Origin of the sequence: Brevundimonas sp. BAL450, assembly GCF_015767455.1 — a bacterium.
In the GTDB taxonomy this organism is placed as follows: Bacteria; Pseudomonadota; Alphaproteobacteria; order Caulobacterales; family Caulobacteraceae; genus Brevundimonas; species Brevundimonas abyssalis.
In genome coordinates this window covers 160,170-182,708 of the sequence record NZ_JADWOW010000060.1, presented here as the reverse complement: position 1 = coordinate 182,708, position 22,539 = coordinate 160,170, and the positions used below count along the sequence as shown (strand labels likewise).

Genomic DNA, 22,539 nt, shown 5'->3' with positions numbered 1-22,539 from the left:
AATCAGGCAGCGATGGCCTGGCGGCGGGACTTCTCCCGGGCCACCAGTTCGCGCGCCAGACGCAGATACGCCTGGCTGCCCGCACACTTCAGGTCATAAATCAGGGCCGGCTTGCCGAAGGACGGCGCCTCGGACACCCGGACGTTGCGGGGGATCACGGCGTCATAGACCTTGTCGCCGAAATGGGACCGCACATCGGCCTCCACCTGGGACGACAGGCTGTTGCGCCGATCGTACATGGTCAGCACCAGTCCCTGAATTTCCAGAGCCGGATTAAGGCTTTGGCGGACCATCTCAACGGTCTTCATGAGCTGGGTCAGGCCTTCCAGGGCGAAGAATTCGCACTGCAGCGGCACCAGCACCGCGTCCGCCGCGCTCATGGCGTTGAGGGTCAGCAGGTTCAGGGACGGCGGGCAGTCGATGAGCACATAGTCATACCGGGTATGGCCGCCCTCGCCTTGCGCACGAAGGGCGTCGCGCAGGCGATAGGCGCGGCGATCGGCCTGGCTGAGCTCGATCTCGACCCCGGACATGTCCGCATCGGCGGGCACGATGTCGAGGCCGGGCACGGCAGTCTTCACCGCCGCGTCGTCGATGGAGCGGCCGTCCACCACCACGTCATAGATGGTGACGGTGCGGGATTCCCGCGCCACGCCCAGACCGGTGGAGGCGTTGCCCTGGGGATCCATGTCCACGATCAGGCAACGCTGGCCGATGGCGGCCAGGGCGGTGCCCAGATTGATGGCCGTGGTGGTCTTGCCCACCCCGCCCTTCTGGTTGGAGACCGCGAGGACGCGGGTCTGGTGACGATCAGCGGGCACGGCGCAATCCCCGGACTTGAACAACATGGCCCCGGCCGTCGGTGAGACGCGACGGATGGAGCTGAGCCTTGAAATGCCAGGATAAGCGCGCCGACTTCAACTCGTCGGGGGCCTTTTCTCCCTTGAGGAACAGACCTTGTGCACCGCGATCCATGTAGGGCTGTGCATAACCGAGCAGCTTGTCCATGGGGGCTACGGCGCGGGCGGTGACCACATCGACGGTGATCGCCTGCTCCTCGGCCCGGCCATTGATGACGGTGGCGGGCAGATCCAGTTCGGTCTTCACCTGTTCCAGAAAGCGGCAGCGCTTGCCGAGGCTGTCGATCAGATGGACGTGGGCGCCCGGACGGCCTTTCAGGAAGATGGCCAGAACCACGCCGGGCACGCCCGCCCCCGCCCCCAGATCGGCCCAGGTCAGGGCGTCGGGCGCGTGGTCGATCAGCTGCCAGCTGTCCAGCACATGCCGGGACCAGTAATCGGGCAAGGTGGAGGGTCCGACCAGGTTCATGACCTGATTGGCTTCGGTCAGCAGGACGCGGAAGCGCTCCAGATCCGCGATCTGGGCGTCGGTCGCGCCGCTGAGGGCCTGAAACTGCGCCGCGGTAAGGCTCACGCCGCCACGGTCCGGCGATGTTTCACGTGAAACAGCAGGGCCGTCAGGGCGCCGGGGGTCATACCCTCGATGCGCCCGGCCTGACCGAGGGTGCGGGGGCGGATGCGCTCCAGCTTCTCACGCACCTCGTTGGAGAGGCCGCCGACCGTGGCGTAGTCAAGCTCGGCGGGCAGGATCAGGGCCTCTTCCCGTTGCAGGGACTCGGCCTCGATGCGCTGGCGGTCGATATAGCCGGCATAGCCCGCGTCGATCACCACCTGCTCCCGCACCACCTCGGGCCAGTCGGCCATGGCGGGGACGACCGCAGCGAAGGCGTCCAGAGTCACACCCGGGTAGGCCAGCAGGTCGCGGATGGACCGGCGCTGGCCATCCGCATTGACCGTGACGCCCAGAGCCTTGGCCTCATTGGGGGTGAAGGTGACCGTGCGGACCACCTCGTCCGCAGCCTTCAGCAGGAGAGCCTTGTGGGCAAAAGCGGCGGCCCGCTCGGGGCCCACCAGACCCAGCTCCACACCCCGGCCAGTCAAGCGTTGATCGGCGTTGTCGGCCCGCAGAGTCAATCTGTACTCGGCCCGGCTGGTGAACATGCGGTAGGGCTCGGTCACACCGCGCGTCACCAGGTCGTCGATCATGACGCCGATATAGGCTTCGTCCCGGCCGAAGGTCACGGCGTCTGCGCCGGACGCCGCGCGAGCGGCGTTCAGCCCGGCCACGAGGCCCTGGGCCCCCGCCTCCTCGTATCCCGTGGTGCCGTTGATCTGTCCGGCGCACCACAGGCCCGGCAGGCGCTTCATCTGCAGCGACGGGTCCAGCTCGCGCGGGTCGATGTAGTCATATTCGATGGCGTAGCCGTAGCGGATCACCTCCACAGCCTCGAGCCCGGCCATGGTGCGCAGGAAGGCCAGCTGGGTGTCCGGCGCCACCGAGGTGGAGATGCCGTTGGGATAGACCGTGGGGTCGTCGAGCCCTTCGGGCTCAAGGAAGACCTGGTGGCTGTCCTTGTCGGCGAAGCGCACCACCTTGTCCTCGATGGACGGGCAATAGCGGGGGCCGCGCCCGGACAGGTGACCGCCATAGACGGCGGACTGGCCCAGATTGGCGGCGATGATCTCGTGGGTGCGGGCGTTGGTGGCGGTGATGCCGCAGGCGATCTGGGGAACGGTGATCCGGTCGGTGAGGAAGGAGAACGGGACCGGGGTCTCGTCGGCCTGCTGCATCTCCAGCCGCTCCCAGGCGATGGTGCGCCCGTCCAGACGCGCAGGGGTGCCGGTCTTGAGGCGACCCATGTTCAGGTCCAGCCCGTAGAGGCGCTGCGACAGGCCGATGGCGGGCTGGTCGCCGTGGCGGCCGGCGGGGATGCGCTCGTCGCCCCGGTGGATGACGCCGTTCAGGAAGGTGCCCGTGGTCAGGACCACGGCGGCGGCGCGGAACAGCCGGCCATCGTCGGCCACGGCGCCGACCACCCGGCCGTGCTCTATGACCAGATCCTCCACCGCCGCAGCGACGATCGTCAGGTTCGGGGTCTCGGCCAGTTCAGCCTGCATGGCCTCGCGATAGAGCCTGCGGTCGATCTGGGCGCGCGGGCCGCGCACGGCGGCGCCCTTGGAGCGGTTCAGCAGACGGAACTGGATGCCCGAGCGGTCGGCCAGACGGCCCATGACCCCGGCCAGGGCGTCGATCTCGCGCACTAGATGACCCTTGCCCAGGCCGCCGATGGCCGGGTTGCACGACATCTCGCCGATGGTATCGAGCTTGTGGGTCAGCAGCAGGGTGGCCGCCCCCATGCGCGCAGCCGCCGTCGCCGCCTCGCAGCCCGCGTGGCCGCCGCCGACGACGATGACGTCCCAGACTGTGTTTTCAGGCGATTGGGTCACGGGTGGAGACTCTGAACTCGGGGCGGGGCCTATAGCATCAGATGGGCGCCCGGTCATCCTTGCGCGAGGGTCGGTGGGCAGGCGGGCGATGTTTCACGTGAAACAGGCCTATTTGCCGATGCAGAAGCTGGCGAAGACCTCGCCCAGCACATCCTCGACCCCCACCTCGCCCACGATCTCGGCCAGGGCGTTGGCGGCCTGCCGCACATCCTCGGCCGCCACCTCGGGACCGATAGCCATGGCGGTCCGGGCCGAGGCCAGATGATCCCGCGCCCGCTCCAGCCGGATGCGGTGCCGCTCCCGGGTCACGGCGGGGAAGTCGGCGCCGGACAGATCGTCGGCGATGCGACGGGCCAGCCGGGCTTCCAGAGCCTCCAGCCCCTCCCCCCGCCCGGCGCTGATCGCCAGATGCGCCATGCCCTCGGGCGGCGTCTGGGCCTCGAGGTCGGCCTTGTTCAGCACCGCCAGATCGCCCGGCTGGACCAGATCGGCAACGGCGGCGCCGTCGAAGCCGGGGGCGCGGACCCACAGGCGCAACTCGGCTTCGGCGGCCCGGGCGCGGGCGCGGCGCACGCCCTCGGCCTCGATGGGGTCGGCGGTGTCGCGCAGGCCGGCGGTGTCCATCAGGGTGACCGCATAGCCGCCGAGAGTCAGATGGGCCTCCAGCACGTCGCGGGTGGTGCCGGGCGTCGGGGTGACGATGGCGGCCTCACGGCCCGCCAGCCGGTTGAACAGGGTCGACTTGCCCGCATTGGTGTCGCCGATCAGGACGATGCGGTAGCCCTCGCGGATACGTTCCCCACGCCGGGCTTGGCCGAGGGCCGCGTCAATGTCGGCGGACAGGGCGGCGATCATGGGGCCGACGCGGTCCGACAGCCCGCCGGGCACGCCCTCCTCGTCGGGGAAGTCGATCTCGGCCTCCAGCAGGGCGAGGATGGACAACAGGGACGCGCGGAACCCGGCGTAGCGCTCTGACAGGGCGCCGCCCAGCTGGCCGAGGGCCTGACGGCGCTGGGCGTCAGATTCGGCGTCCACCAGATCGGCCACCGCCTCGGCCTGGGTCAGGTCCATGCGGCCGTTCTGGAAGGCGCGGCGGGAGAATTCGCCGGGCTCGGCGGGGCGCAGGCCCAGATCGGACAGGGCGCGGGCGCAGGCCTCGAACACCGCCCGGCCGCCATGCAGGTGCAGCTCGGCGCAGTCCTCGCCGGTGAAGCTGGCGGGGCCGGGCATCCACAGGACCAGGGCCTGGTCGAAGGCTTCGCCCGAGGGGTCCCACAGGGTGCGGAGCGAGGCGCGGCGGGGCTCGAGGCCGCCGGCGCCGAGGGCTGTCAGAGTCGCCTCGGTGGCCGGGCCGGACAGCCGGACCACCGCTATGGCGCCGCGGCCGGGCGGGGTGGCGAGGGCGTAGAGGGTGTCGGTCATGGAAATCCTCCCCCACCGGGGGAGGGGGACCATGCGAAGCATGGTGGAGGGGGCGGTTTAGTCTCGGGATCGGAAAGGCAAGCGACGGCGAAGCGGACGGGCCCCCTCCACCGCTTCGCGGTCCCCCTCCCCCGATGGGGGAGGAGAAACATCATGGCTTCGTCGCGCTTTCCATGAGGCGGCGGAAATGGTCCTGGGCCTGGAGGCCGAAGCTGGTCCAGGTTTTCATCAGTTCGTCCGGCTGCATGGCGGCGATGTTCTCGTCCATGCGGCGCTGCATCTCGGCCACCATGTGCTCGTTGAGCGGCTCCACATTGGGCAGGCCGAGGAAGGCCCGGGCCTCGGCCGGTTCGCAATCGATCTCGATCTTGACCTTCATCGCAGGCTCCCGTGTTTCACGTGAAACAGCCCTCAAGCAGCCTCGCACCGCGTGCGAGGCGTTAGGGCCGGATTATGTGTTCATGGACTGGAAGAAGTCGCCGTTGTTCTTGGACTGGCGCAGCTTGTCCAGCAGGAACTCGATGGCGTCCTGGGGGCCCATGGGGTTGAGGATACGGCGCAGCACATAGGTCTTGGCCAGCTGATCCTTGGGCACGATCAGGTCTTCCTTGCGGGTGCCGGACTTCAGCACGTCGATGGCCGGGAAGATGCGCTTGTCGGCCACCTTGCGGTCCAGCACGATCTCGGAGTTGCCGGTGCCCTTGAACTCTTCGAAGATCACCTCGTCCATGCGGCTGCCGGTGTCGATCAGGGCCGTGGCGATGATGGTCAGGCTGCCGCCCTCCTCCACATTGCGCGCGGCGCCGAAGAAGCGCTTGGGCTTCTGCAGGGCGTTGGCGTCCACGCCGCCGGTCAGGACCTTGCCCGACGACGGCACCGTGGCGTTGTAGGCGCGGCCCAGGCGGGTGACGGAGTCCAGCAGGATGACCACGTCGCGCTTGTGCTCGACCAGGCGCTTGGCCTTTTCGATGACCATTTCGGCCACCGCCACGTGACGGGTCGAGGGCTCGTCGAAGGTGGAGGCCACCACCTCGCCCTTCACCGTGCGCTGCATGTCGGTGACTTCCTCGGGGCGCTCGTCGATCAGCAGGACGATCAGATAGACCTCGGGGTGGTTCTGCTCGATGGACTTGGCGATGTTCTGCAGCATCACCGTCTTGCCGACCCGCGGCGGGGCGACGATCAGGCAGCGCTGGCCCTTGCCCAGGGGCGCGACGATGTCGATGACCCGGCCCGAGCGGTCCTTCAGCGTCGGATCCTCGATCTCCATGTTCAGGCGGGAGTCGGGATAGAGCGGCGTCAGGTTGTCGAAATTGACCTTGGTGCGGACCGTCTCCGGGTCCTCGAAATTGATGGTGTCGACCTTGAGCAGGGCGAAATAGCGCTCGCCCTCCCGGGGGCCGCGCACCGTGCCGTGGACCGTGTCGCCCGAGCGCAGGCCGAAGCGGCGGATCTGGGACGGGCTGACATAGATATCGTCGGGACCGGGCAGATAGTTGGCGTCGGGGCTGCGCAGGAAGCCGAAGCCGTCGGGTAGAACCTCAAGCACGCCGTCGGCGGAGATCTCCACCTCCTCGTCGGCCAGAACCTTGAGGATGGCGAACAGCAGATCCTGCTTGCGCAGGTTCGAGGCGTTCTCGATCTCCAGACCCTCGGCGAAGGCGACCAGGTCGGCGGCCGACTTCTCCTTCAGCTCCTCAAGCGAGATGCGCTCGCCGAGACCGGCGCCGCGCTCGTCATCGCCGTTTTCGGACTCACTGTCGGAATCCCCATCGGCGTCGGACGGGGTGTCGGCGGTCTGATCCTCGACCGTGGCGTCGTCGGCGGGGGTCTGGTTTTCGGTGTCGGTCATGAGCGTATCGCGAAGAGGCCGCGCGGCGAGGGCCGGGCGGACGGGGGAGGAAAAGGCGATGTCTGGCCGCAAGGCCGGAGGGGAAAGACGGGCACCCGGGCGTCAAGCGGAACGGTCGGGTCGTCTTGAGAGAAGGGCAGCGCATTTCTGCGCCTCGTCGCCAGCGACACCACAGGCCGGCGGCGACGTCAAGCGGAACGGCTCAGAAGGCCCATTCCAGAGTCACGGACAGGACCATGACGATGGCGGCGATGAAGGGCAGTTCGTTGGTCATGCGCCAGTAGCGCTCGGACCTCTGGTTGGTCCCGGCGGCGAACCGCTTGCGGGCCACGCCCAGATAGTGATGCCAGCCGGTCAGGAACAGGATGCCGGCGATCTTGGCGATCATCCAGGGCTGGTGGGCGAAGGACCAGTCCGCACCGGAGCCGCTGCGCAGCCAGAACAGCCACAGACCGAAGACCCAGGCCGCGATCATGGACGGATTCATGATCAATTTCAGCAACTTGCGTTCCATGGTCTGGAACGTCAGGTCCATCTCGCCGCCCGGCGCCGCCTTGACGTGGTAGATGTAGAGGCGCGGCAGATAGAGCAGGCCCGCCATCCAGGCGATCACCGCCAGGATGTGCAGGGCGCGCGCCAGATCATAGGCGTTCATGCGGCGATCCCGCGGCAGGGACAGGCCTTCCAGTCGCCCTGACAGCCGGGGCCGTAGGGCGCGATGCCGGTGCGGTCCACGGCCGAGCCCACCGCTTCCGACAGGGCCTCGATGAACGCATCCGTCACGCCCACGGCCGGGGCGCGCAGATAGGGACTCACACCCTTCTCTTCGGCCAGATGGCCGTACTCCACGTCCAGCTCCACGAGGGTCTCCACGTGTTCGGAGACGAAGGCGATGGGCACCAGCACGGCCCCGACGCCGTCACGACCGGCTTGTTCGATGGCGTCCGGCGTGGACGGGCCCAGCCATTTCAGCGGCCCGACCCGGCTCTGATAACAGATGGTCCAGTCCTGCAGGCCGAGGCGCTCGACCACGGCGAAGACGGTGCGCTCCACCTGCTCCTGATAGGGATCGCCCTTCCTGTGGACCAGGTTTTCGGGGATGCCGTGGGCGGAGAACAGCACCCGGACAGGCTTGTCCCCGGCCTTCTCCAGCTGCGCGGTGATCAGGGCCGCCTGGGCCTCGATCCAGCCGGTGGCCTCGGGATAGCAACACACGGCGCTGATCCGGCCCGACCCGCGATAATGCTCGCGCCAGGCCTTCAGGGACGACTGGGTGGTGGTGGTGGAGAACTGCGGATATAGCGGCAGCAGCACCACCTGATCGGGGCCGAACGCCTCGACCGCCTTTGCCGTCTCAGGCGTCAGGGGGTTCCAGTACCGCATGGCGATGAACACCCGCACATCGTCGCCGGGCCAGTCCCGCCGCAGACGTTCGGTCAGGGCCGCGGCCTGTTTTTCGGTCTCGGGCAGCAGGGGCGAGCCGCCGCCCATCATCGCATAGTTGGCCTTGGCTTCCTCCTCGCGCTTGGAGGAGATGAATTTCGCCAGCGGCGTGCGAACGATGCCGGGCAGGCCGATGATGGCCGGGTCGTTGAACAGGTTGAACAGGAACGGCCTGACGGACTCCTGACCATCGGGCCCGCCCAGATTCATCAGGACCACGGCGATGCGGCGAGGTGTGGAGGCGTCGGTCATTGGGCTCCGATCCGTCGGAGCACCTGCTCCACATGGGCGATGGGCACATCAGGTAGGATGCCGTGACCCAGATTGAAGACCCAGGGGCCCTGCCCCCAGGCTTCCATCAGCTGATCCACCCTGCGATCCAGCGCCGCACCCCCCGCCCGAAGCAGGAGGGGGTCCAGCGCGCCCTGGATGGGCTTGATGGTCTGGACCCGGCGGCCGACGGCCAGCGGACAGGCGGTGTCCAGCGCCACGGCTTGGACGTCCACATCCCGCGCATAGCCCTCCGCAAGCGCCGCCGAACCCCGCGGAAAGCCGATCAGGGGTACGGTGACGCCCAGCTCGCGCAGGCGGGCAACAAGCTTCTGATGCGGCTTCAGGACCAGACGATCGAACAGGTCGTCGGGCAGGCCCTCGGCCCAGCTCTCGAAGATCTTCAGGGCCTGGGCGCCGGCGTCCGCCTGCATCTTCAGATACCAGGCGCTGGATTCCACCAGCACGTCCAGAAGGGCGTCCACCTTCTCCGGCTCCGCATAGGCATAGGTGCGCGCCTGGGCCCGCTCGCCCTTGCCGATGGTGCGGGCCTCGCCGTCCAGCATGTAGGTGGCCACGGTCCAGGGAGCCCCCGCAAAGCCGATGAGGGCGCGCTCGGGCTCCAGGGCGTCGCGGACCCGGGACAGGGTCTCGCCCACCTCGGACAGGGCCGCGCCCGCTCCTTCGGCCAGATCGCGCATGGACGCCACATCCGGCAGGGCGCCCAGGCGGGGTCCCTCGCCAGCCTCGAACCAGACCTCCTGGCCCAGGGCGCGGGGGATCAACAGGATGTCCGCGAAGACGATGGCCGCATCGAAGCCGAACCGCCGCATGGGCTGCAGGGTCACTTCGGCGGCCATCTCGGGATTCAGGCAGAAGGCGATGAAATCGGGCGACCGGGCCCGCAAGGCCCGGTACTCCGGCAGGTAGCGCCCGGCCTGACGCATGAACCATACCGGGGGGCGCTCGAGGGTCTCTCCCCGAAGGGCGCGAAGGAAAACGGGGTCGGGACTGGCCATGCCGAGCGTTTACGGGGCCAGACCGTCCCACTCAATCCTTACTCATGAATTAGAGTCTTGAGGGATGGGAGTAGAGTCTTGGACGGGGGACGACGGGGACAGTTTTGAGGTCCCCGCCAGACGGCGCCGGGTTCCTCCCCCGCCGGTCGCCGATCATCCACCGGGCGGGCCCGTGGGGATGATCAGGCGGGATAGTGTTAACAAAACCTTACCAACCCTTTGCGGAACGGCCGTCGCGGACTCCGGGGCGGCGGGGATAAGTGGGGTCTTCACCTGTCCATCCCCATGCTGGGCGCCGTCGGATCACACACGCGGGACGGAATGACCCCAACTCTCGGGATCGTCCCCGTAATCCCGAAGGATGCGCCCGGCCGCTCGAGACGCTATGGAAAAGTCATGAAACCGTCCCCAGCCATTCGGGGCGCCGCCCACAGGTTCGCCCCCCGATGATCGCCAAGCCGGGCCGTCTGGCCACCTATTTCCATGTGCACCTGGTGTCGGACTCCACCGGCGAGACCCTGAACGCCATGGCCAAGGCCGTGGTGGCCCGTTTCGACGGTGTCATCCCCATCGAGCACATCTACGCCCTGGTGCGCTCCCACAAGCAGCTGGACAAGGTGCTGGAGTCCATCGACGCCTCGCCGGGGGTGGTGCTGCACACCATTGTGGACCGGGAGCTGCGCACCGCGCTGGAGGACGGCTGCCGGCGCATGGGCATGCCCCAGATCGGGGCGCTGGACCCGCTGGTGGGGGCCCTGTCGCGCTATCTGGGCGCCGCCATCTCGACCCGGGTGGGCGCCCAGCACGCCCTGGACACCGACTATTTCAACCGCATCGGGGCGCTGGACTACGCCATTTCCCACGATGACGGGCAGAGCCAGAACGATCTGGAGAACGCCGACGTGGTGCTGGTGGGGGTCAGCCGCACCTCCAAGACGCCCACCTGCATCTATCTGGCCCATCGGGGCGTGCGGGCGGCCAATGTGCCTCTGGTGCCGGGCCAGGAGGCGCCCGAGCGTCTGGACGGGCTGAAACACCCGCTGGTCGTGGGCCTGACCGTGTCTCCGGACCGTCTGGTGCAGATCCGCCGCAACCGGCTGGAGGGTCTGGGGGAGGTGCGCGGCTCCACCTATGTGGATCATGAGGCGGTGCGCGACGAGACCGTGAAGGCCCGCCGCATGTTCGAACGGCGCGGCTGGCCCACTATCGACGTGACCCGTCGTTCCATCGAGGAGACGGCGGCCCAGGTCATCAATCTGCTGAATGAGCGCCGGGCGAAGACCGGCGAGCCGGACGCGGGCGGGGCGCAGTCATGACCGGAACCCTGATCCTGGCGTCAAAGAGCGCGGCGCGGCGCGCCATGCTGACCGGCGCGGGGGTGCCCCACCAGGCCACATCGGCGGATGTGGACGAAGGGGCGTTGAAGGTCGGCCTGCTGGCCGAGGGCGCGGACCCGGCGGGCGTGGCGCTGGCGCTGGCCCGGGCCAAGGCGGAGGCGGCCTCGCGGGAGCATGCCGGGCTGGTGCTGGGATCGGACCAGACGCTGGATCTGGACGGGGCCCTGATCGACAAGGCCGACAGCCTGGACGAGGCCCGGGCGCGGCTGCGCGCCTTCCGCGGCAAGGGCCATGTGCTGCATTCCGCCGCCGCCCTGGCGGTGGGCGGGGAGACCGTGTGGAGCGCGGCGGCTTCGGCGCGCATGCAGGTGCGGGCGTTCTCCGACGCCTTTCTGGACGCCTATCTGGCGGCGGAGGGCGAGGGAATCCTGTCCAGCGTGGGCTGTTACCGGCTGGAGGGTCTGGGCGCCCAGCTGTTCGAGCGCATCGAGGGGGACTATTTCACCGTGCTGGGCATGCCCCTGTGGCCGGTGCTGGCGGAACTGCGGACGCGGGGGATTCTGGCGTCATGACCATCACCGGCGCGGCCTTGCTGGCCGGGATCGTGGGGCGGCCCGTGGCCCATTCGCTCAGCCCGGTCATCCACAACGCGTGGATCGAAGCGGCGGGCATGGATGCGGTCTACGCCGCCTTCGCCCCGCCCGACGAGGCGGCCTTCGACCTGCTGATCGAGGCGGGCCGGGCGGGCATGATCCACGGGCTGAACGTCACCGCCCCCTTCAAGGGCCAGGCGCTGGCCCGGGCTGACGAGGCCAGTGACACCGCGCGGGCCTGCGGCTCGGCCAATGTTCTGGCCTTCCGGGACGGCCGGGTGCGGGCGCAAAGCACCGATGGGGAGGGGCTGCTGAAGGCGCTGGCTGAACAGGCGCCCGACGTCGACCTGACGGCGGGGCCGGTGCTGTTTCTGGGTGCGGGCGGCGCGGCGCGGGCGTCGGTGGCCGCCCTGCTGGCCGGGGGCGCGCCGGAGGTGGTGATCCTGAACCGGACCCGGGACCGGGCGCAGGCGCTGGCGGAGACCTTCGACGACCGGGTGCGGGTCGCGGGAGACGATCCGGGCGAGATCGCCGGGGCGCGGCTGGTGATCAATGCGGTGGCGGGGCCCATGACGTTCGATTTCGGGCGCACGCCGAACGCCGAGGCGGCTCTGGACATGACCTACAAGCCGCTGGAGACGCCGTTTCTGATGGCGGCGCGCGCGGGGGGCCTGATCGGTGTGGACGGGCTGGGCATGCTGACCGGACAGGCCGGGCCCTCGTTCGCGTTTATTTTTGATCGCCCGCCGCCGACTCTGGACCCACGCGCGGTGGTGCTGGCGCACCTTCAGGGGCTTGAGCCGTGATTGTGTTGGGCCTGACCGGCTCCATCGGCATGGGCAAGTCCACCACTGCGGCCCTGTTCGCCGAGGAAGGCGCGCTCGTGTGGGACGCGGACGCGGCGGTGCATGATCTCTACGCCTGGGGCGGGGCGGCGGTCGCGGCGGTGGAGGCGGCCTTTCCGGGGGTCACGGGGCCGGAAGGGATCGACCGGACGAAACTGGCCGCGGCCCTGCGCGAAGACGCGGACGGCTACGCCCGTCTGGAGGCCATCGTCCATCCGCTGGTGCGCGAACACCGGGCGGACCTGATGGCCGAGGCCCGCGCCGCCGGGGCGCGGTTACTGGTGCTGGACATTCCCCTGTTGATGGAGACCGGGGGCGACGCGGAGGTGGACGCGGTGGTGGTGGTCACGGCGCCGGCCGAGGTGCAGCGCGAACGGGTCCTGTCGCGGCCGGGCATGACCCCGGAGCGCTTCGCCGAGATTCTGGCACGCCAGACGCCCGATGCGGACAAGCGCGCCCGGGCCGATTTCATCATCGAAAGCCACAAGGGGCTGGATCATGCCCGGGATCAGGTGCGCGCGGTTGTGGATACGGTGCTGAAACCCGGCTGGGCGGGCCGCCGGGGGATTCCAAAGGGCGCCGAAACCCCGCAATAGTGGGCCATGGCCCGCGAAATCGTCCTCGACACCGAAACCACCGGCTTTGATCCGAAGACGGGCGACCGGTTGATCGAGGTGGGCTGCATCGAGATCGACGACCTGCTGCCCACCGGGCGCACCTATCACCGGCTGGTCAATCCCGAGCGGCTGATCCCGCCCGACGCCATCCGCGTGCACGGCATCACCGACGACAAGGTGCGCGGCGCGCCCAAATTCGCCGAGATGGCGGACGAACTGCTGGAATTCATCGGCGACGCGCCGGTGATCGCCCACAACGCCGCCTTTGACCGGGCCTTCATCAACCACGAGCTGGGCCTGTGCGGCCGGCTGCTGGTGGAGGAAGTGCGCTGGATCGACACCCTGGGCCTGGCCCAGACGCGGTTCCCGGGCATGGCCAATTCGCTGGACGCCCTGTGCAAGCGCTTCAAGATCTCCCTTGCCGAGCGCACCCTGCACGGGGCCCTGATCGACGCCCGCCTGCTGGCCTCGGTCTATCTCGAGCTGAAGGGCGGCAAGGAGCGGGTGCTGGATCTCAGCGCCGCGCGCGGCCCCATGGCGCCGGGGTTCAAGCCGGTCAGCCACGGCGAACGGCCCCGCCCCCTGCCCGACCGCGTCTCGCCCGAGGAGGCGGCGGCCCACGCCGCCTTCCTGCAGAGCCAGTTCAAGGACCTGTCCCTGTGGCGCGGCTATGGGCTGGAGGCGGCGGCTTCAGCCGCCTCCTGACTCAGTTCAGGCCTGGCCCTGGGCCGGCGGGATGGCCGGGGCGCCGTTCTGCTGGGCCTTGCGGGCGGCGTAGATGGCGGCGAAGTCCAGCGGCTCCAGCAGGAAGGGCGGATAGAAGCCGCCGTCGCTGGTGGCTGTGGCGATGATCTGGCGCGCGAAGGGGAACAGATAGCGCGGGCACTCGATCAGGAGCATCTTCTCGATGTCTTTCTCCTCGACGCCGCCGATCTGGAACAGGCCGCCGTAGAGCAGCTCGATCTGGAACATGGGCTGGTCGCCCGAGGCGGCCTTGACCGACAGCTTCAGATCGATCTCGAACAGGCCGTCGGCGCGGCCCTGGGCGTTCATCTCCACGCCCATGTCGATCTGGGGCTTGCCCTCGAAGCGCAGGCTTTCCGGCGCCTTGGGGTTCTCGAACGAGAAATCGCGCACGTACTGGGTCAGGACGCGGAAGTGCGGGCCGGCGGGCGGCTGGGCGCCCTGGGGGACGGGATTGGACGCGCCGTTGTCGGGGTTGGTGTCGGTCATGAGCAGGAAAGGTTCCGGTTTGGGGCAAACGCCAAGGTTTCGCCCGAAAGGACGTTCGCGGGGCTGCTAGCATCGGCGGACGCCGCCCGCAACGCCCGTCGCCGCGCAGGAGAGGCTCGCGCTCGCCTTGCGCGTCCCTATATGAGCCCTTAAGCCCGAACGACGCCTTTCAGGAAAACGCCGTGTCCTCCTTTCCCTACGAACTCCTTCTGATGGCGGCCATCGCCGCCTTCGTCCTGTTCCAGCTCTACAATGTGCTGGGCAAGAAGGTGGGCCGCCAGCCCGAGGACGGGGTCAAGAAGCCGCCCCGCATCCCCGGCGCCCCGGCCGCACCCGAACCGGATGCGCGTCCGGAGACTCCCGTGGACGCCGCCACCGCCGCCGCCGCCGCAGGGCTGAAGGCGCGCGACCCCTCGTTCGACGCCGTCAGGTTCCTGGACGGGGCGCGCGGGGCCTATGAGACCATCGTGCGGGCCTACGCCTCCGGCGACCGCGAGGCGCTCAAGCCCTTGCTGGCCCCCACCGTGCTGACCTCGTTCGAAGCCGGCATCACCGCCCGCGAGGGCCGGGGGGAGCGCGAAACGGTCGAATTCGTGCACCCGCCCCGCGCCGATCTGGAGCTGGCCACGGCCGAGGGCGACCGGGCCCGGGCCAAGGTGCTGTTCCTGGCCGAGTTGCGCAGCACCGCCACCAGCGGTTCGGGCGAGGAGACCGTGGACGAGCGCCGCACCGCCGAGCTGTGGACTTTCGAGCGCTCTATCGGGGCCAGCGACCCCAACTGGGTGCTGACCCGGGTCGAGGCGGCCAGCGCCTGATGCGGGGCGTCCTCCTGGCCGCGGTCCTGGCCCTGACGGCCGCCGCCTGCGCCACCGCCCCGTCGCCGGCGCCCGTGACGGAGCCGACGCCCCAACCCCAGCCTGCCCCGCCGGTCCCCGGCGAGCCGGCGCCTTGGACGCCGGGGCCGTCCGATCCCGCCTTCGCCGCCCTGCCCGGCTGGGCCGAGGAGGACCATCTGGCGGCCCTGCGCGGCTATGCCGAGGGCTGCGACGCCGACAGCCGCGCCTGGGGCGTGTGTGAGGCGGCCAGGCTGCTGGCGGCCTCACCCGGCGTGACCGGCGAGAACGCCCGCCTGTTCTTCGAGACCCGCTTCCGCCCCGAGGGCGGTGACGAAACGGGCCTGCTGACCGCCTATTTCGCCCCCGAGTACGAGGCCCGCGCCGTGCGGGACGCGGAATTCTCGGCCCCGTTGCTGGCGCCCCCGCCGGACCTGACGCGGACGCAAGGGCCCGACGGACGGGCCTTGTACCGCCAACGCCTGCCGGACGGCACGGTCAGGGACTATCCCGACCGGGCCGCCATCGAGACGTCTCATGATCCTGCCCTGGTGATGGCCTGGCTGAAGCCGGAGGACCTGTTCTTCCTGCAGATCCAGGGCTCGGGCTATCTGACCTTCCTGGACGGCAGCACGGCGCGGGCGGCCTATGCGGCCGACAATGGGCTGAGATTCCTGGGCATCGCCCGGCCCATGGCTGACGAGGGCCTGCTGCCCCGCGACGGCACCTCCGGCGAGGCCATCCGCCGCTGGCTGGCGGACAACCGGGGGCCGGAGGCGGACCGGGTCATGCGCCTGAACCCGCGCTACATCTTCTTCCGGCTGGAGCCCGACGACGGCAAGGGTCCGGCCGGGGCGGCGGGAATTCCCCTGCCCGAGCGCCGCGCCATCGCCGTGGACCCGGCCCACTGGCGCTATGGCGAGCCGGTCTGGATCGCGGCCAACGGCGCCGGGCTGATCGGCGCCCGCGACAGCTATTTCGGCCTGATGTCCGCCCTGGACACCGGCAGCGCCATCCGGGGCCGGGTTCGCGCGGATTTCTACATGGGTCGCGGCGACGAGGCGGGCGAGGAGGCGGGGACCGTGCGGCATCCCCTGCGCATGTGGCGGCTGGTTCCGCGCCAGGCGGCCGGGGCGCCGTATGAGGCGCGCGGGAACGATTCCTGATCACTGATAATCTTTTTGCAGTGCAGCGCGTTTAATGCTCCGCTGACCTGTCTGGCCTGATCCGGCCGCCACCTGTTCGAGTCCATGCTCTATACGCTTCACGAACTCGCCTATCAGTCCGCCGCCCCCATGCGTCTGGGGGCCCAGATGATGCGGGAGTTCTGGTCCTCGCCCTTCAATCCGGCGTCCCAGACGGCCATGGGCCGCACCGCCTACGCCTCGGCCGAGATGTTCGAGAGCCTGACGCGGCGCTACGGCAAGCCGGACTGGAACCTGGACGTGATCAATGTGGACGGCCATCCGGTCCGCACGGTGCAGGAGGTGGTCTGGTCCTCGCCCTGGTGCCGCCTGATCCGCTTCACCCGCAACGAGACCGATCTCAAGCGCGCCGGAAAGCCCGTCAAGGCGCCCGCCGTGATGATCGTGGCGCCCCTGTCCGGCCACTACGCCACCCTGCTGCGCGGCACCGTGGAGACCTTCCTGCAGGACTTCGACGTCCACGTCACCGACTGGACCAACGCCCGCCAGACCCCGGTGCTGGAAGGCCGTTTCGACTTCTTCGACTACATGGACCACGTGCGCGCCATGCTGGGCCAGATCGGCCCGCGCGCCCACGTGGTCGCCGTGTGCCAGCCCGGCCCGCCAGTTCTGGCCGCCGCCGCCCTGATGGCCGAGGACGAGGACCCGGCCCGCCCCGCCTCCATGATCCACATGGGCTCGCCCATCGACGCGCGCCTGTCGCCCACGGTCACCAACCAGCTGGCCGAGGAAAAGCCCTTCGCCTGGTTCCGCTCCAACATGATCCACACCACGCCCCTGCCCTATCCGGGCGCCGGGCGGCGGGTCTATCCGGGCTTCGTGCAGCTGTACTCCTTCATGTCCATGAACGAGGAACGGCACATGGACGCCCATCGCCGCTATTTCGAGCATCTGGTCGAGGGCGACGGGGACAGCATCCAGAAACACCAGGAATTCTACGACGAGTATCTGTCGGTGCTGGACCTGACCGAGGAGTTCTATCTCCAGACCATCGACATCGTGTTCCAGAGCCATCTGCTGCCGCGCGGCCTGCTCAAGCACGGCGACCGGCTGGTGCGGCCCGAGGCCATCACCGACATCGGCCTGATGACGGTGGAGGGCGAGAACGACGACATCTCCGGCGTCGGCCAGACCCAGGCCGCCCACGGCCTGTGCCCCAACATCCCCGACGACCAGCGCCTGCTTTACGTCCAGCCGCAGGTGGGGCACTACGGGGTCTTCAACGGCCGCCGGTTCCGGGACGAGATCTACACCCGGGCCCGCGACTTCATCGCCGCCAACGAGGACCGCGTTGTTCGCAAAACCGCGCCCAAGGCACGGCGAAAAGCTGGAGATTGACGGCCTTCGCCTACGTCTGTCGGTCAACCGGCGGGCGCGGCGGGTCAGCGTCCGCATCGACGCCCGCGCCGGCGAGGCGGTGGTCACCGCCCCCAGCGAGCGGGCCATGCCCCAGGCCATCGACTTCGCGCTCAGCCGCCGCACCTGGATCGCCGAGCATCTGGCGAAACGCACCGACAGCGCCCCCTTCGCCCCGGGCGCCGAAATCCTGTTCGGCGGCCGCCCGGTCCGTCTGATTGCGTCGGGCAACGCCGCCGCCGCGCGGCTGGTCCCGGAACACCCGGACGGCCCCGCGATCATCTCCGGCGGCGAGGATGACGCCTTCCATCGCCGGGTCGAGCGCCTGCTGCGCGCCGAGGCCAAGGCGGCCCTGACCGCGCGCACCCAGGTCCATCTGGAGCGTCTGGACCTCAAGCCCGTCCGCGTCAGCATCGGCGATCCGGCCTCGCGCTGGGGCTCATGCAGCCCGCACAATCGCTCGATCCGCTATTCCTGGCGCGTGGTCATGGCCCCGCCCGAGGTGCTGGACTATCTGGCCGCCCACGAGGTGGCGCATCTGGTCCACGCGGACCACAGCCCGGCCTACTGGTCCGTGGTGCACGGACTGGTGGGTGACCATCGGCCGTTCCGCAAATGGCTGCGCGACCACGGCCCGGCGTTACACGCCGCGGGGCGGGTCTAGGCTCTAGAAGAACAGCGGGTCCGGACGTCGGTCCGCTTCGCGGTCCGGCTCGGGATTCTGGGCCGGGGGCTCGGTGCGGATGGGCTCGGGCGGGCGAACGGCCGGCTGCTGGGGCGCTGGGCGCGGTTCGGACGGGCGCGTGGGCGCGGGGCCGGCGCCCAGAGGGTCGTCTCCCAGCGGCGGCAGATCGCCGTCGCCGAACAGGTCGCCCAGACCGCCCAGCAGATCGCCCGCCGGGTCGGCCCCCGGAGGGGCCGGGGGCATCCAGCCCTCGGGCAGGGGCGGGCCGTTGGGGATGTCCTGAACGTTCAGCCGCGGCAGGGCCGCCTGCATGAAGCCGCGCCAGATGGCGGCGGGTGACGAGCCGCCGGTGACGCCGCGCATGGCGGTGTTGTCGTCCTTGCCGACCCAGACCACGGTGACGAAGCCGCCGGTGTAGCCCGCGAACCAGGCGTCCTTGTAGTCCGAGGTGGTGCCGGTCTTCCCCGCCAGATCGCGGCCCGAAATGGCCACCGAGCGCGCCGTGCCCGAGGTGATGACCCCGCGCAGCATCTGGTTCAGGTAGTAGAGCGACGGGTTCTGGATCACCTGATCGGCGCGGCGGTCCTCGGCCTGGCGCTGATAGATCACGCGGCCCTCGGGCGTGCGGATGCGGGTGATGCCGTGGGCCTCGGCGCGGCGGCCGCCATTGGAAAAGGCCGCATAGGCCTGGGCCATCTCAAGCGGGCTGACCTCGACGGCGCCCAGGGCCATGGCGGGCTCCAGGCCGACGCGCGAGGTGATGCCCAGCCGCCGCGCGGCGCGGGCCACGCTGTCGCGGCCGATCTGGTCGGCGATGCCTGCGGCGATGGTGTTGGTGGACTGGGCCACCGCATTGGCCAGGGTCGTCTGGCCGATGTGGTTGCCGGAATAGTTGCGCGGCGACCAGTTGCCGATGGTGATGGGCTGGTCGATCACCGGGGTGTCGGGGGTGTAGCCCGCCTCCAGCGCCGCCAGATAGACGAACGGCTTCCAGGCCGAACCCGCCTGACGACGCGCGTCCACCGCGCGGTTGAACTGGCTGTCGGCGTAGGACGCCCCGCCGATCATGGCCCGCACGCGGCCCTCGCCGTCCACGGCCACCAGGGCGGCCTGTTCGACGCCCCGCGAGGCGTCCCGGTCCAGGATCTGGCGCGTGGACCGCTCGGCGGCGGTCTGCAGGGTCAGATCCAGGGTCGTCTCGACGATCATGTCCTCGGTGGGCTCGCCCACCAGACGGCGGATGTCCTTGTCCAGCCAGTCGACGAAATACTGGGCGTGCTGGGTGGCCAGGGTGCGCGACACGCGCACGGGCTCGAGCACGGCGGCGTTGCGCTGCTCGGCGGTGATGACGCCGGACTCCTCCATCTCGTCCAGCACCACGGTGGCGCGTCCGGCCGCCCGCTCGCTCTCGCCCAGCGGGCTGTAGCGGGACGGCGCCTTGAGCAGGCCCGCCAGCAGGGCCGCCTCGCCCACGGTCAGCTCATCGGCCGACTTGTCGAAATAGCGCTGGGACGCCGCCTCGATACCGTAGGCGCCGGCGCCGAAATAGACCCGGTTCAGATACAGGGCGAGGATCTCGTCCTTGGAGAATTTCATCTCCAGCCACACCGCCAGCATCAGCTCCTGCACCTTGCGGCGGACGTTCTGGTCCGGGGTCAGGAACAGGTTCTTGGCCAGCTGCTGGGTCAGGGTCGAACCGCCCTGGACAACCCGCCCGGCGCGCATGTTGGCCAGGGCCGCGCGCATCATGCCGATGGGGTCGAAGCCGGGGTGGTGATAGAAGCGCCGGTCCTCGATGGCGATGAAGGCGGCGGGCACATAATCGGGCAGGGTGTCCAGCTCCACCGGCGGGGCGTGCTGGCTGCCGCGCACCGCAATCAGGGCGCCGGACCGGTCCAGATAGGTGATGGAGGGCTGGCGCTCCACATCGTAGAGCGCCGAGGTGTCGGGCAGGCCCCGGGCGAACACCAGGAAGAACACCGTGAGGAAGATCAGGCCCCACACGGCCAGCACCGCCGTCCAGTAGATCAGCCGCTGCAGCAGGGTGCGTCCGCCGCCCGCGCCGGCGCCGGACGCGCCGCGTCCCGATGATGGACCCGCCATGGAAATCCTCTAGCCCGTTCGATGTCGCTCATAGCCCGCGAAACGGACCGGCGAAACGCCCCACGTCAAAGACGCGAACCTGCGCGATGTTTCAGCCCAAAGCATGGCGACAGGCTTAACGCCCCGCAAGGTCAGGCCGAACGGGCCTTGATGGGGGCGGATCCGTCGGCGAGGGATTCGTTGAGATAGACCTCGGCCTCCTGGGCCGGCAGGGCGGGGGCATAGCCGAAGCCCTGGCCGTAGTGGCAGTTGGCCGCCAGCAGCAGGCGCGCCAGGTCGGCGTTCTCGACGCCTTCGGCCACAACCTCCAGCGACAGATCGCGGCCCAGATTGACCACCGACTTGACGATCTTGGCCGAGCCCTCGTCCTGACCCATGGTGAGAACGAAATAGCGGTCGATCTTCAGGGTGTCGAAGGGCAGGCGCGCCAGATAGGACAGGGACGAGAACCCGGTGCCGAAATCGTCCAGCGCCAGGCTGGCGCCCGCTTCGCGCAGGGACTTCAGCACCTCGGCGGCCCGCTCGGGGTCGCGCATGATGTCGCTCTCGGTGACTTCCAGCTTCAGGGCGCCCACGGGCAGGCCCGTCTCGGCGCGGATGCGGCGCACGTCCTCCACCAGGCCGTCCCGCTCCAGCTCGTTGGTGGATAGGTTCACGCTGCAGAACAGCTTGCCCGCCGACGGGTGGCGCTTGAGCCATTCCGCCAGCTGTGACGCCGCCTGCCGCATCATCATCAGGCCCAGGTCGTTCATCAGGCCCATCTCGTCGGCCAGGCCCAGGAATTCGTCGGGCGGCACCAGGCCGCGGCGGGGGTGGCGCCAGCGCGCCAGCGCCTCGAACCCGGCCACGGCGCCGGTCTCCAGGTTCACGATGGGCTGATAGAAGGGCTCGATCTCGCCGCGCACGAAGGCGTTCCTGAGATCGCTCTCCAGCGCCAGACGCGACAGGCTGTCGGATTCCAGGGTGCGGCCATAGGCGGCCATGCCCCCGCGCCCCGCGCCCTTGGCGGATTCCACGGCCAGTTCGGCGCGACGCAGCAGCTCGGCCGCGTCGGCGGCGTCCGGACCGCCCTCGGCGCGCACGGCGCCGATGGAGACGGTGGGATAGATGTCGAAGCCGGCGACCCGCAGGGGCTGCTCCAGCGCCTGACGCACGCGGCCGCAGGCGTCGCCCTCCTCGGCGCGGACGAAGATGGCGAACTCGTCCTCGCCGATGCGCGCGGGGGCCGCATCGCCGGAGAAGGCGGCGGCAAGGCGCGAGCCCAGCGCCGACAGGACCATGTCGGCCCGTTCGTGGCCCAGGGCCTCGTTCAGGCGGCGCAGACGGTCCACGTCGGCCACCACCAGATCATAGTCGCCCGGCGCCGTCAGGGCGTCCCTGACCCGCGACAGGAAGGCCCGGCGGTCCAGCAGCCCGGTCAGGGCGTCGGCCGACGAGCCGGTGAATTTGCTTTCAAGCGCCACGACCCCGGCGGCGCGCAGCCCGTCCTCGAGCCAGACGCCGCGCCAGATGCCCAGGTCGCCGCCGCGCATGCGCAGACGGACGGCGATCTCGCCGCCTTCGTCCTGGGGTTTGAGGATGCGTTCGGCCAGGGCGCGGTCCTGGGGCATGGCCAGGGCGGTGAAGGCCGCAGCGGTGCATTCCGGCGCCAGCGGCCCCAGACCCAGGGAGCGGGTCGAACCGGTGAACTGAAGCTGATCAAGCGCCGGCGTCCACACCCACAGCGCCGCATCGGCGGCGGCGAGCGCCTCGATCGCGGTGGTGGGGTCCCACGCCAGGGCTCTGGATCGGCTGTTCAAGGCTTCTCGCCCTCCGGTCAGGACGTCGGGCGTCCGCCTGCATCGGCTTCCTCAGCAAGAAGGCCGAACAGCAGATGGTCTGCCCAACTCCCGTTAATTTTCAAATAAGCCCGCGCCTGACCCTCTTGTCGAAAGCCCGATTTCTCCAGCACCCGGCGCGAGGCGTGGTTGTGCGGCACGCAGGCCGCCTCCAGCCGATGAAGCCTCAGGGCGCCGAAGGCGTGGGTCGTCAGGGCCCGCACCGAGGCCGTGGCCAGCCCCTGGCCCGCGTGGGGCAGGCCGATCCAGTAGCCCACGGTCCCGGTCTCGGCCACGCCGCGTCGGATGTTGGACAGGGTGATCCCCCCCGCCAGCCGGTCCTGATGATCGAAGATGAAGAACGGCCAGGCGTTGCCCAGCTCGCGCTCGCGCTCATAGATCGACAGCCGGCGGCGAAAGGCGGCCCGGGTCAGGTCGTCCTCGGGCCAGGCGGGCTCCCAGGGCTGGAGATGGCCGCGGGACAGGCCCCGCAGGGCCGACCAGGCGGCGTAGTCCGAGGCATGGGGCGAGCGCAGGATCACCCCCTGGCCCCGCAGCACGGGGCCGACCGGTTCCGACATCCAGTCCAGAAGGGCCATGG

22 protein-coding genes are annotated in these 22,539 nt (G+C 69.7%); 9 read left to right on the top strand and 13 right to left on the bottom strand.

The window, feature by feature from the left end; translation table 11 throughout:
- Positions 1-2 precede the first annotated feature (2 nt).
- From IWC96_RS13755 to hemE, 9 genes are all read right to left on the bottom strand, one after another.
- A complete protein-coding gene (locus IWC96_RS13755; protein ID WP_021696396.1) occupies positions 3-848 on the bottom strand; it encodes a ParA family protein in 846 nt (281 codons plus the stop codon).
- The gene (gene rsmG, locus IWC96_RS13750; protein ID WP_021696395.1) at positions 811-1,434 is read right to left on the bottom strand and encodes a 16S rRNA (guanine(527)-N(7))-methyltransferase RsmG; all 624 of its coding nucleotides are present in this window, start codon (positions 1,432-1,434) and stop codon (positions 811-813) included. Before rsmG ends, IWC96_RS13755 begins: the two co-directional genes overlap by 38 nt.
- Positions 1,431-3,365: a tRNA uridine-5-carboxymethylaminomethyl(34) synthesis enzyme MnmG gene (gene mnmG, locus IWC96_RS13745; protein ID WP_196839106.1), complete on the bottom strand. Its 1,935-nt coding sequence runs from the start codon at positions 3,363-3,365 to the stop codon at positions 1,431-1,433. Before mnmG ends, rsmG begins: the two co-directional genes overlap by 4 nt.
- A gap of 51 nt (positions 3,366-3,416) precedes the next feature.
- The gene (gene mnmE, locus IWC96_RS13740) at positions 3,417-4,730 is read right to left on the bottom strand and encodes a tRNA uridine-5-carboxymethylaminomethyl(34) synthesis GTPase MnmE (RefSeq protein ID WP_196839105.1); all 1,314 of its coding nucleotides are present in this window, start codon (positions 4,728-4,730) and stop codon (positions 3,417-3,419) included.
- A gap of 151 nt (positions 4,731-4,881) precedes the next feature.
- Positions 4,882-5,109, bottom strand: coding sequence for a DUF6489 family protein (locus tag IWC96_RS13735; protein WP_021696985.1), 228 nt, complete (start codon positions 5,107-5,109; stop codon positions 4,882-4,884).
- Positions 5,110-5,181: 72 nt separating this feature from the next.
- Positions 5,182-6,582, bottom strand: coding sequence for a transcription termination factor Rho (gene rho / locus IWC96_RS13730; protein ID WP_021696984.1), 1,401 nt, complete (start codon positions 6,580-6,582; stop codon positions 5,182-5,184).
- A 202-nt stretch (positions 6,583-6,784) separates the two neighbouring features.
- Positions 6,785-7,237 (bottom strand): CopD family protein, encoded by a 453-nt coding sequence (locus tag IWC96_RS13725; RefSeq protein ID WP_021696983.1) that lies wholly within the window; start codon positions 7,235-7,237, stop codon positions 6,785-6,787.
- Positions 7,234-8,277, bottom strand: coding sequence for a ferrochelatase (gene hemH, locus IWC96_RS13720; RefSeq protein ID WP_021696982.1), 1,044 nt, complete (start codon positions 8,275-8,277; stop codon positions 7,234-7,236). Before hemH ends, IWC96_RS13725 begins: the two co-directional genes overlap by 4 nt.
- Complete coding sequence (hemE, locus tag IWC96_RS13715; RefSeq protein ID WP_196839104.1) at positions 8,274-9,314, bottom strand: uroporphyrinogen decarboxylase; 1,041 nt, start codon at positions 9,312-9,314, stop codon at positions 8,274-8,276. The genes hemH and hemE overlap by 4 nt, the downstream gene beginning before the upstream one ends.
- Before the next feature lie 446 nt (positions 9,315-9,760).
- Here hemE and IWC96_RS13710 point away from each other — a divergent pair, with 446 nt between their 5' ends.
- The 5 genes from IWC96_RS13710 to dnaQ are packed head-to-tail and all read left to right on the top strand — an operon-like array spanning position 9,761 to position 13,411.
- Positions 9,761-10,630: a pyruvate, water dikinase regulatory protein gene (locus IWC96_RS13710; protein ID WP_021696980.1), complete on the top strand. Its 870-nt coding sequence runs from the start codon at positions 9,761-9,763 to the stop codon at positions 10,628-10,630.
- On the top strand, positions 10,627-11,223 hold the full coding sequence (locus IWC96_RS13705) for a Maf family protein (protein ID WP_196839103.1): 597 nt from the start codon (positions 10,627-10,629) through the stop codon (positions 11,221-11,223). The genes IWC96_RS13710 and IWC96_RS13705 overlap by 4 nt, the downstream gene beginning before the upstream one ends.
- On the top strand, positions 11,220-12,050 hold the full coding sequence (locus tag IWC96_RS13700; protein ID WP_021696978.1) for a shikimate dehydrogenase: 831 nt from the start codon (positions 11,220-11,222) through the stop codon (positions 12,048-12,050). The genes IWC96_RS13705 and IWC96_RS13700 overlap by 4 nt, the downstream gene beginning before the upstream one ends.
- Positions 12,047-12,685 (top strand): dephospho-CoA kinase, encoded by a 639-nt coding sequence (coaE, locus tag IWC96_RS13695; protein ID WP_045318918.1) that lies wholly within the window; start codon positions 12,047-12,049, stop codon positions 12,683-12,685. The genes IWC96_RS13700 and coaE overlap by 4 nt, the downstream gene beginning before the upstream one ends.
- Positions 12,686-12,691: 6 nt before the next feature.
- Positions 12,692-13,411: a DNA polymerase III subunit epsilon gene (dnaQ, locus tag IWC96_RS13690; RefSeq protein WP_021696976.1), complete on the top strand. Its 720-nt coding sequence runs from the start codon at positions 12,692-12,694 to the stop codon at positions 13,409-13,411.
- A gap of 6 nt (positions 13,412-13,417) precedes the next feature.
- On the opposite strand, the gene secB is transcribed toward dnaQ, so the two are convergent.
- The gene (secB, locus tag IWC96_RS13685) at positions 13,418-13,939 is read right to left on the bottom strand and encodes a protein-export chaperone SecB (protein WP_196839102.1); all 522 of its coding nucleotides are present in this window, start codon (positions 13,937-13,939) and stop codon (positions 13,418-13,420) included.
- A gap of 212 nt (positions 13,940-14,151) precedes the next feature.
- Between secB and timA the strand changes: the two genes are divergently transcribed.
- From timA to IWC96_RS13665, 4 genes are all read left to right on the top strand, one after another.
- Positions 14,152-14,754 carry a TIM44-related membrane protein TimA gene (gene timA / locus IWC96_RS13680; RefSeq protein ID WP_045318925.1) on the top strand — a complete coding sequence of 201 codons (603 nt, stop codon included), beginning with the start codon at positions 14,152-14,154 and terminating at the stop codon, positions 14,752-14,754.
- Positions 14,754-15,938 (top strand): MltA domain-containing protein, encoded by a 1,185-nt coding sequence (locus IWC96_RS13675; RefSeq protein ID WP_196839101.1) that lies wholly within the window; start codon positions 14,754-14,756, stop codon positions 15,936-15,938. Before timA ends, IWC96_RS13675 begins: the two co-directional genes overlap by 1 nt.
- An 84-nt stretch (positions 15,939-16,022) precedes the next feature.
- Complete coding sequence (locus IWC96_RS13670) at positions 16,023-17,315, top strand: polyhydroxyalkanoate depolymerase (protein WP_021696972.1); 1,293 nt, start codon at positions 16,023-16,025, stop codon at positions 17,313-17,315.
- Positions 17,269-17,997: a M48 family metallopeptidase gene (locus tag IWC96_RS13665; RefSeq protein ID WP_052516750.1), complete on the top strand. Its 729-nt coding sequence runs from the start codon at positions 17,269-17,271 to the stop codon at positions 17,995-17,997. Before IWC96_RS13670 ends, IWC96_RS13665 begins: the two co-directional genes overlap by 47 nt.
- A gap of 3 nt (positions 17,998-18,000) precedes the next feature.
- Here the strand turns inward: IWC96_RS13665 and IWC96_RS13660 are convergent, their stop codons facing one another.
- The 3 genes from IWC96_RS13660 to IWC96_RS13650 form a co-directional block, all read right to left on the bottom strand.
- Positions 18,001-20,121: a PBP1A family penicillin-binding protein gene (locus tag IWC96_RS13660; RefSeq protein WP_196839100.1), complete on the bottom strand. Its 2,121-nt coding sequence runs from the start codon at positions 20,119-20,121 to the stop codon at positions 18,001-18,003.
- Between the two features lie 131 nt (positions 20,122-20,252).
- Positions 20,253-21,920: a bifunctional diguanylate cyclase/phosphodiesterase gene (locus tag IWC96_RS13655; RefSeq protein ID WP_021696969.1), complete on the bottom strand. Its 1,668-nt coding sequence runs from the start codon at positions 21,918-21,920 to the stop codon at positions 20,253-20,255.
- 17 nt (positions 21,921-21,937) lie between these two features.
- The gene (locus IWC96_RS13650) at positions 21,938-22,537 is read right to left on the bottom strand and encodes a GNAT family N-acetyltransferase (protein ID WP_021696968.1); all 600 of its coding nucleotides are present in this window, start codon (positions 22,535-22,537) and stop codon (positions 21,938-21,940) included.
- Positions 22,538-22,539: the final 2 nt, after the last annotated feature.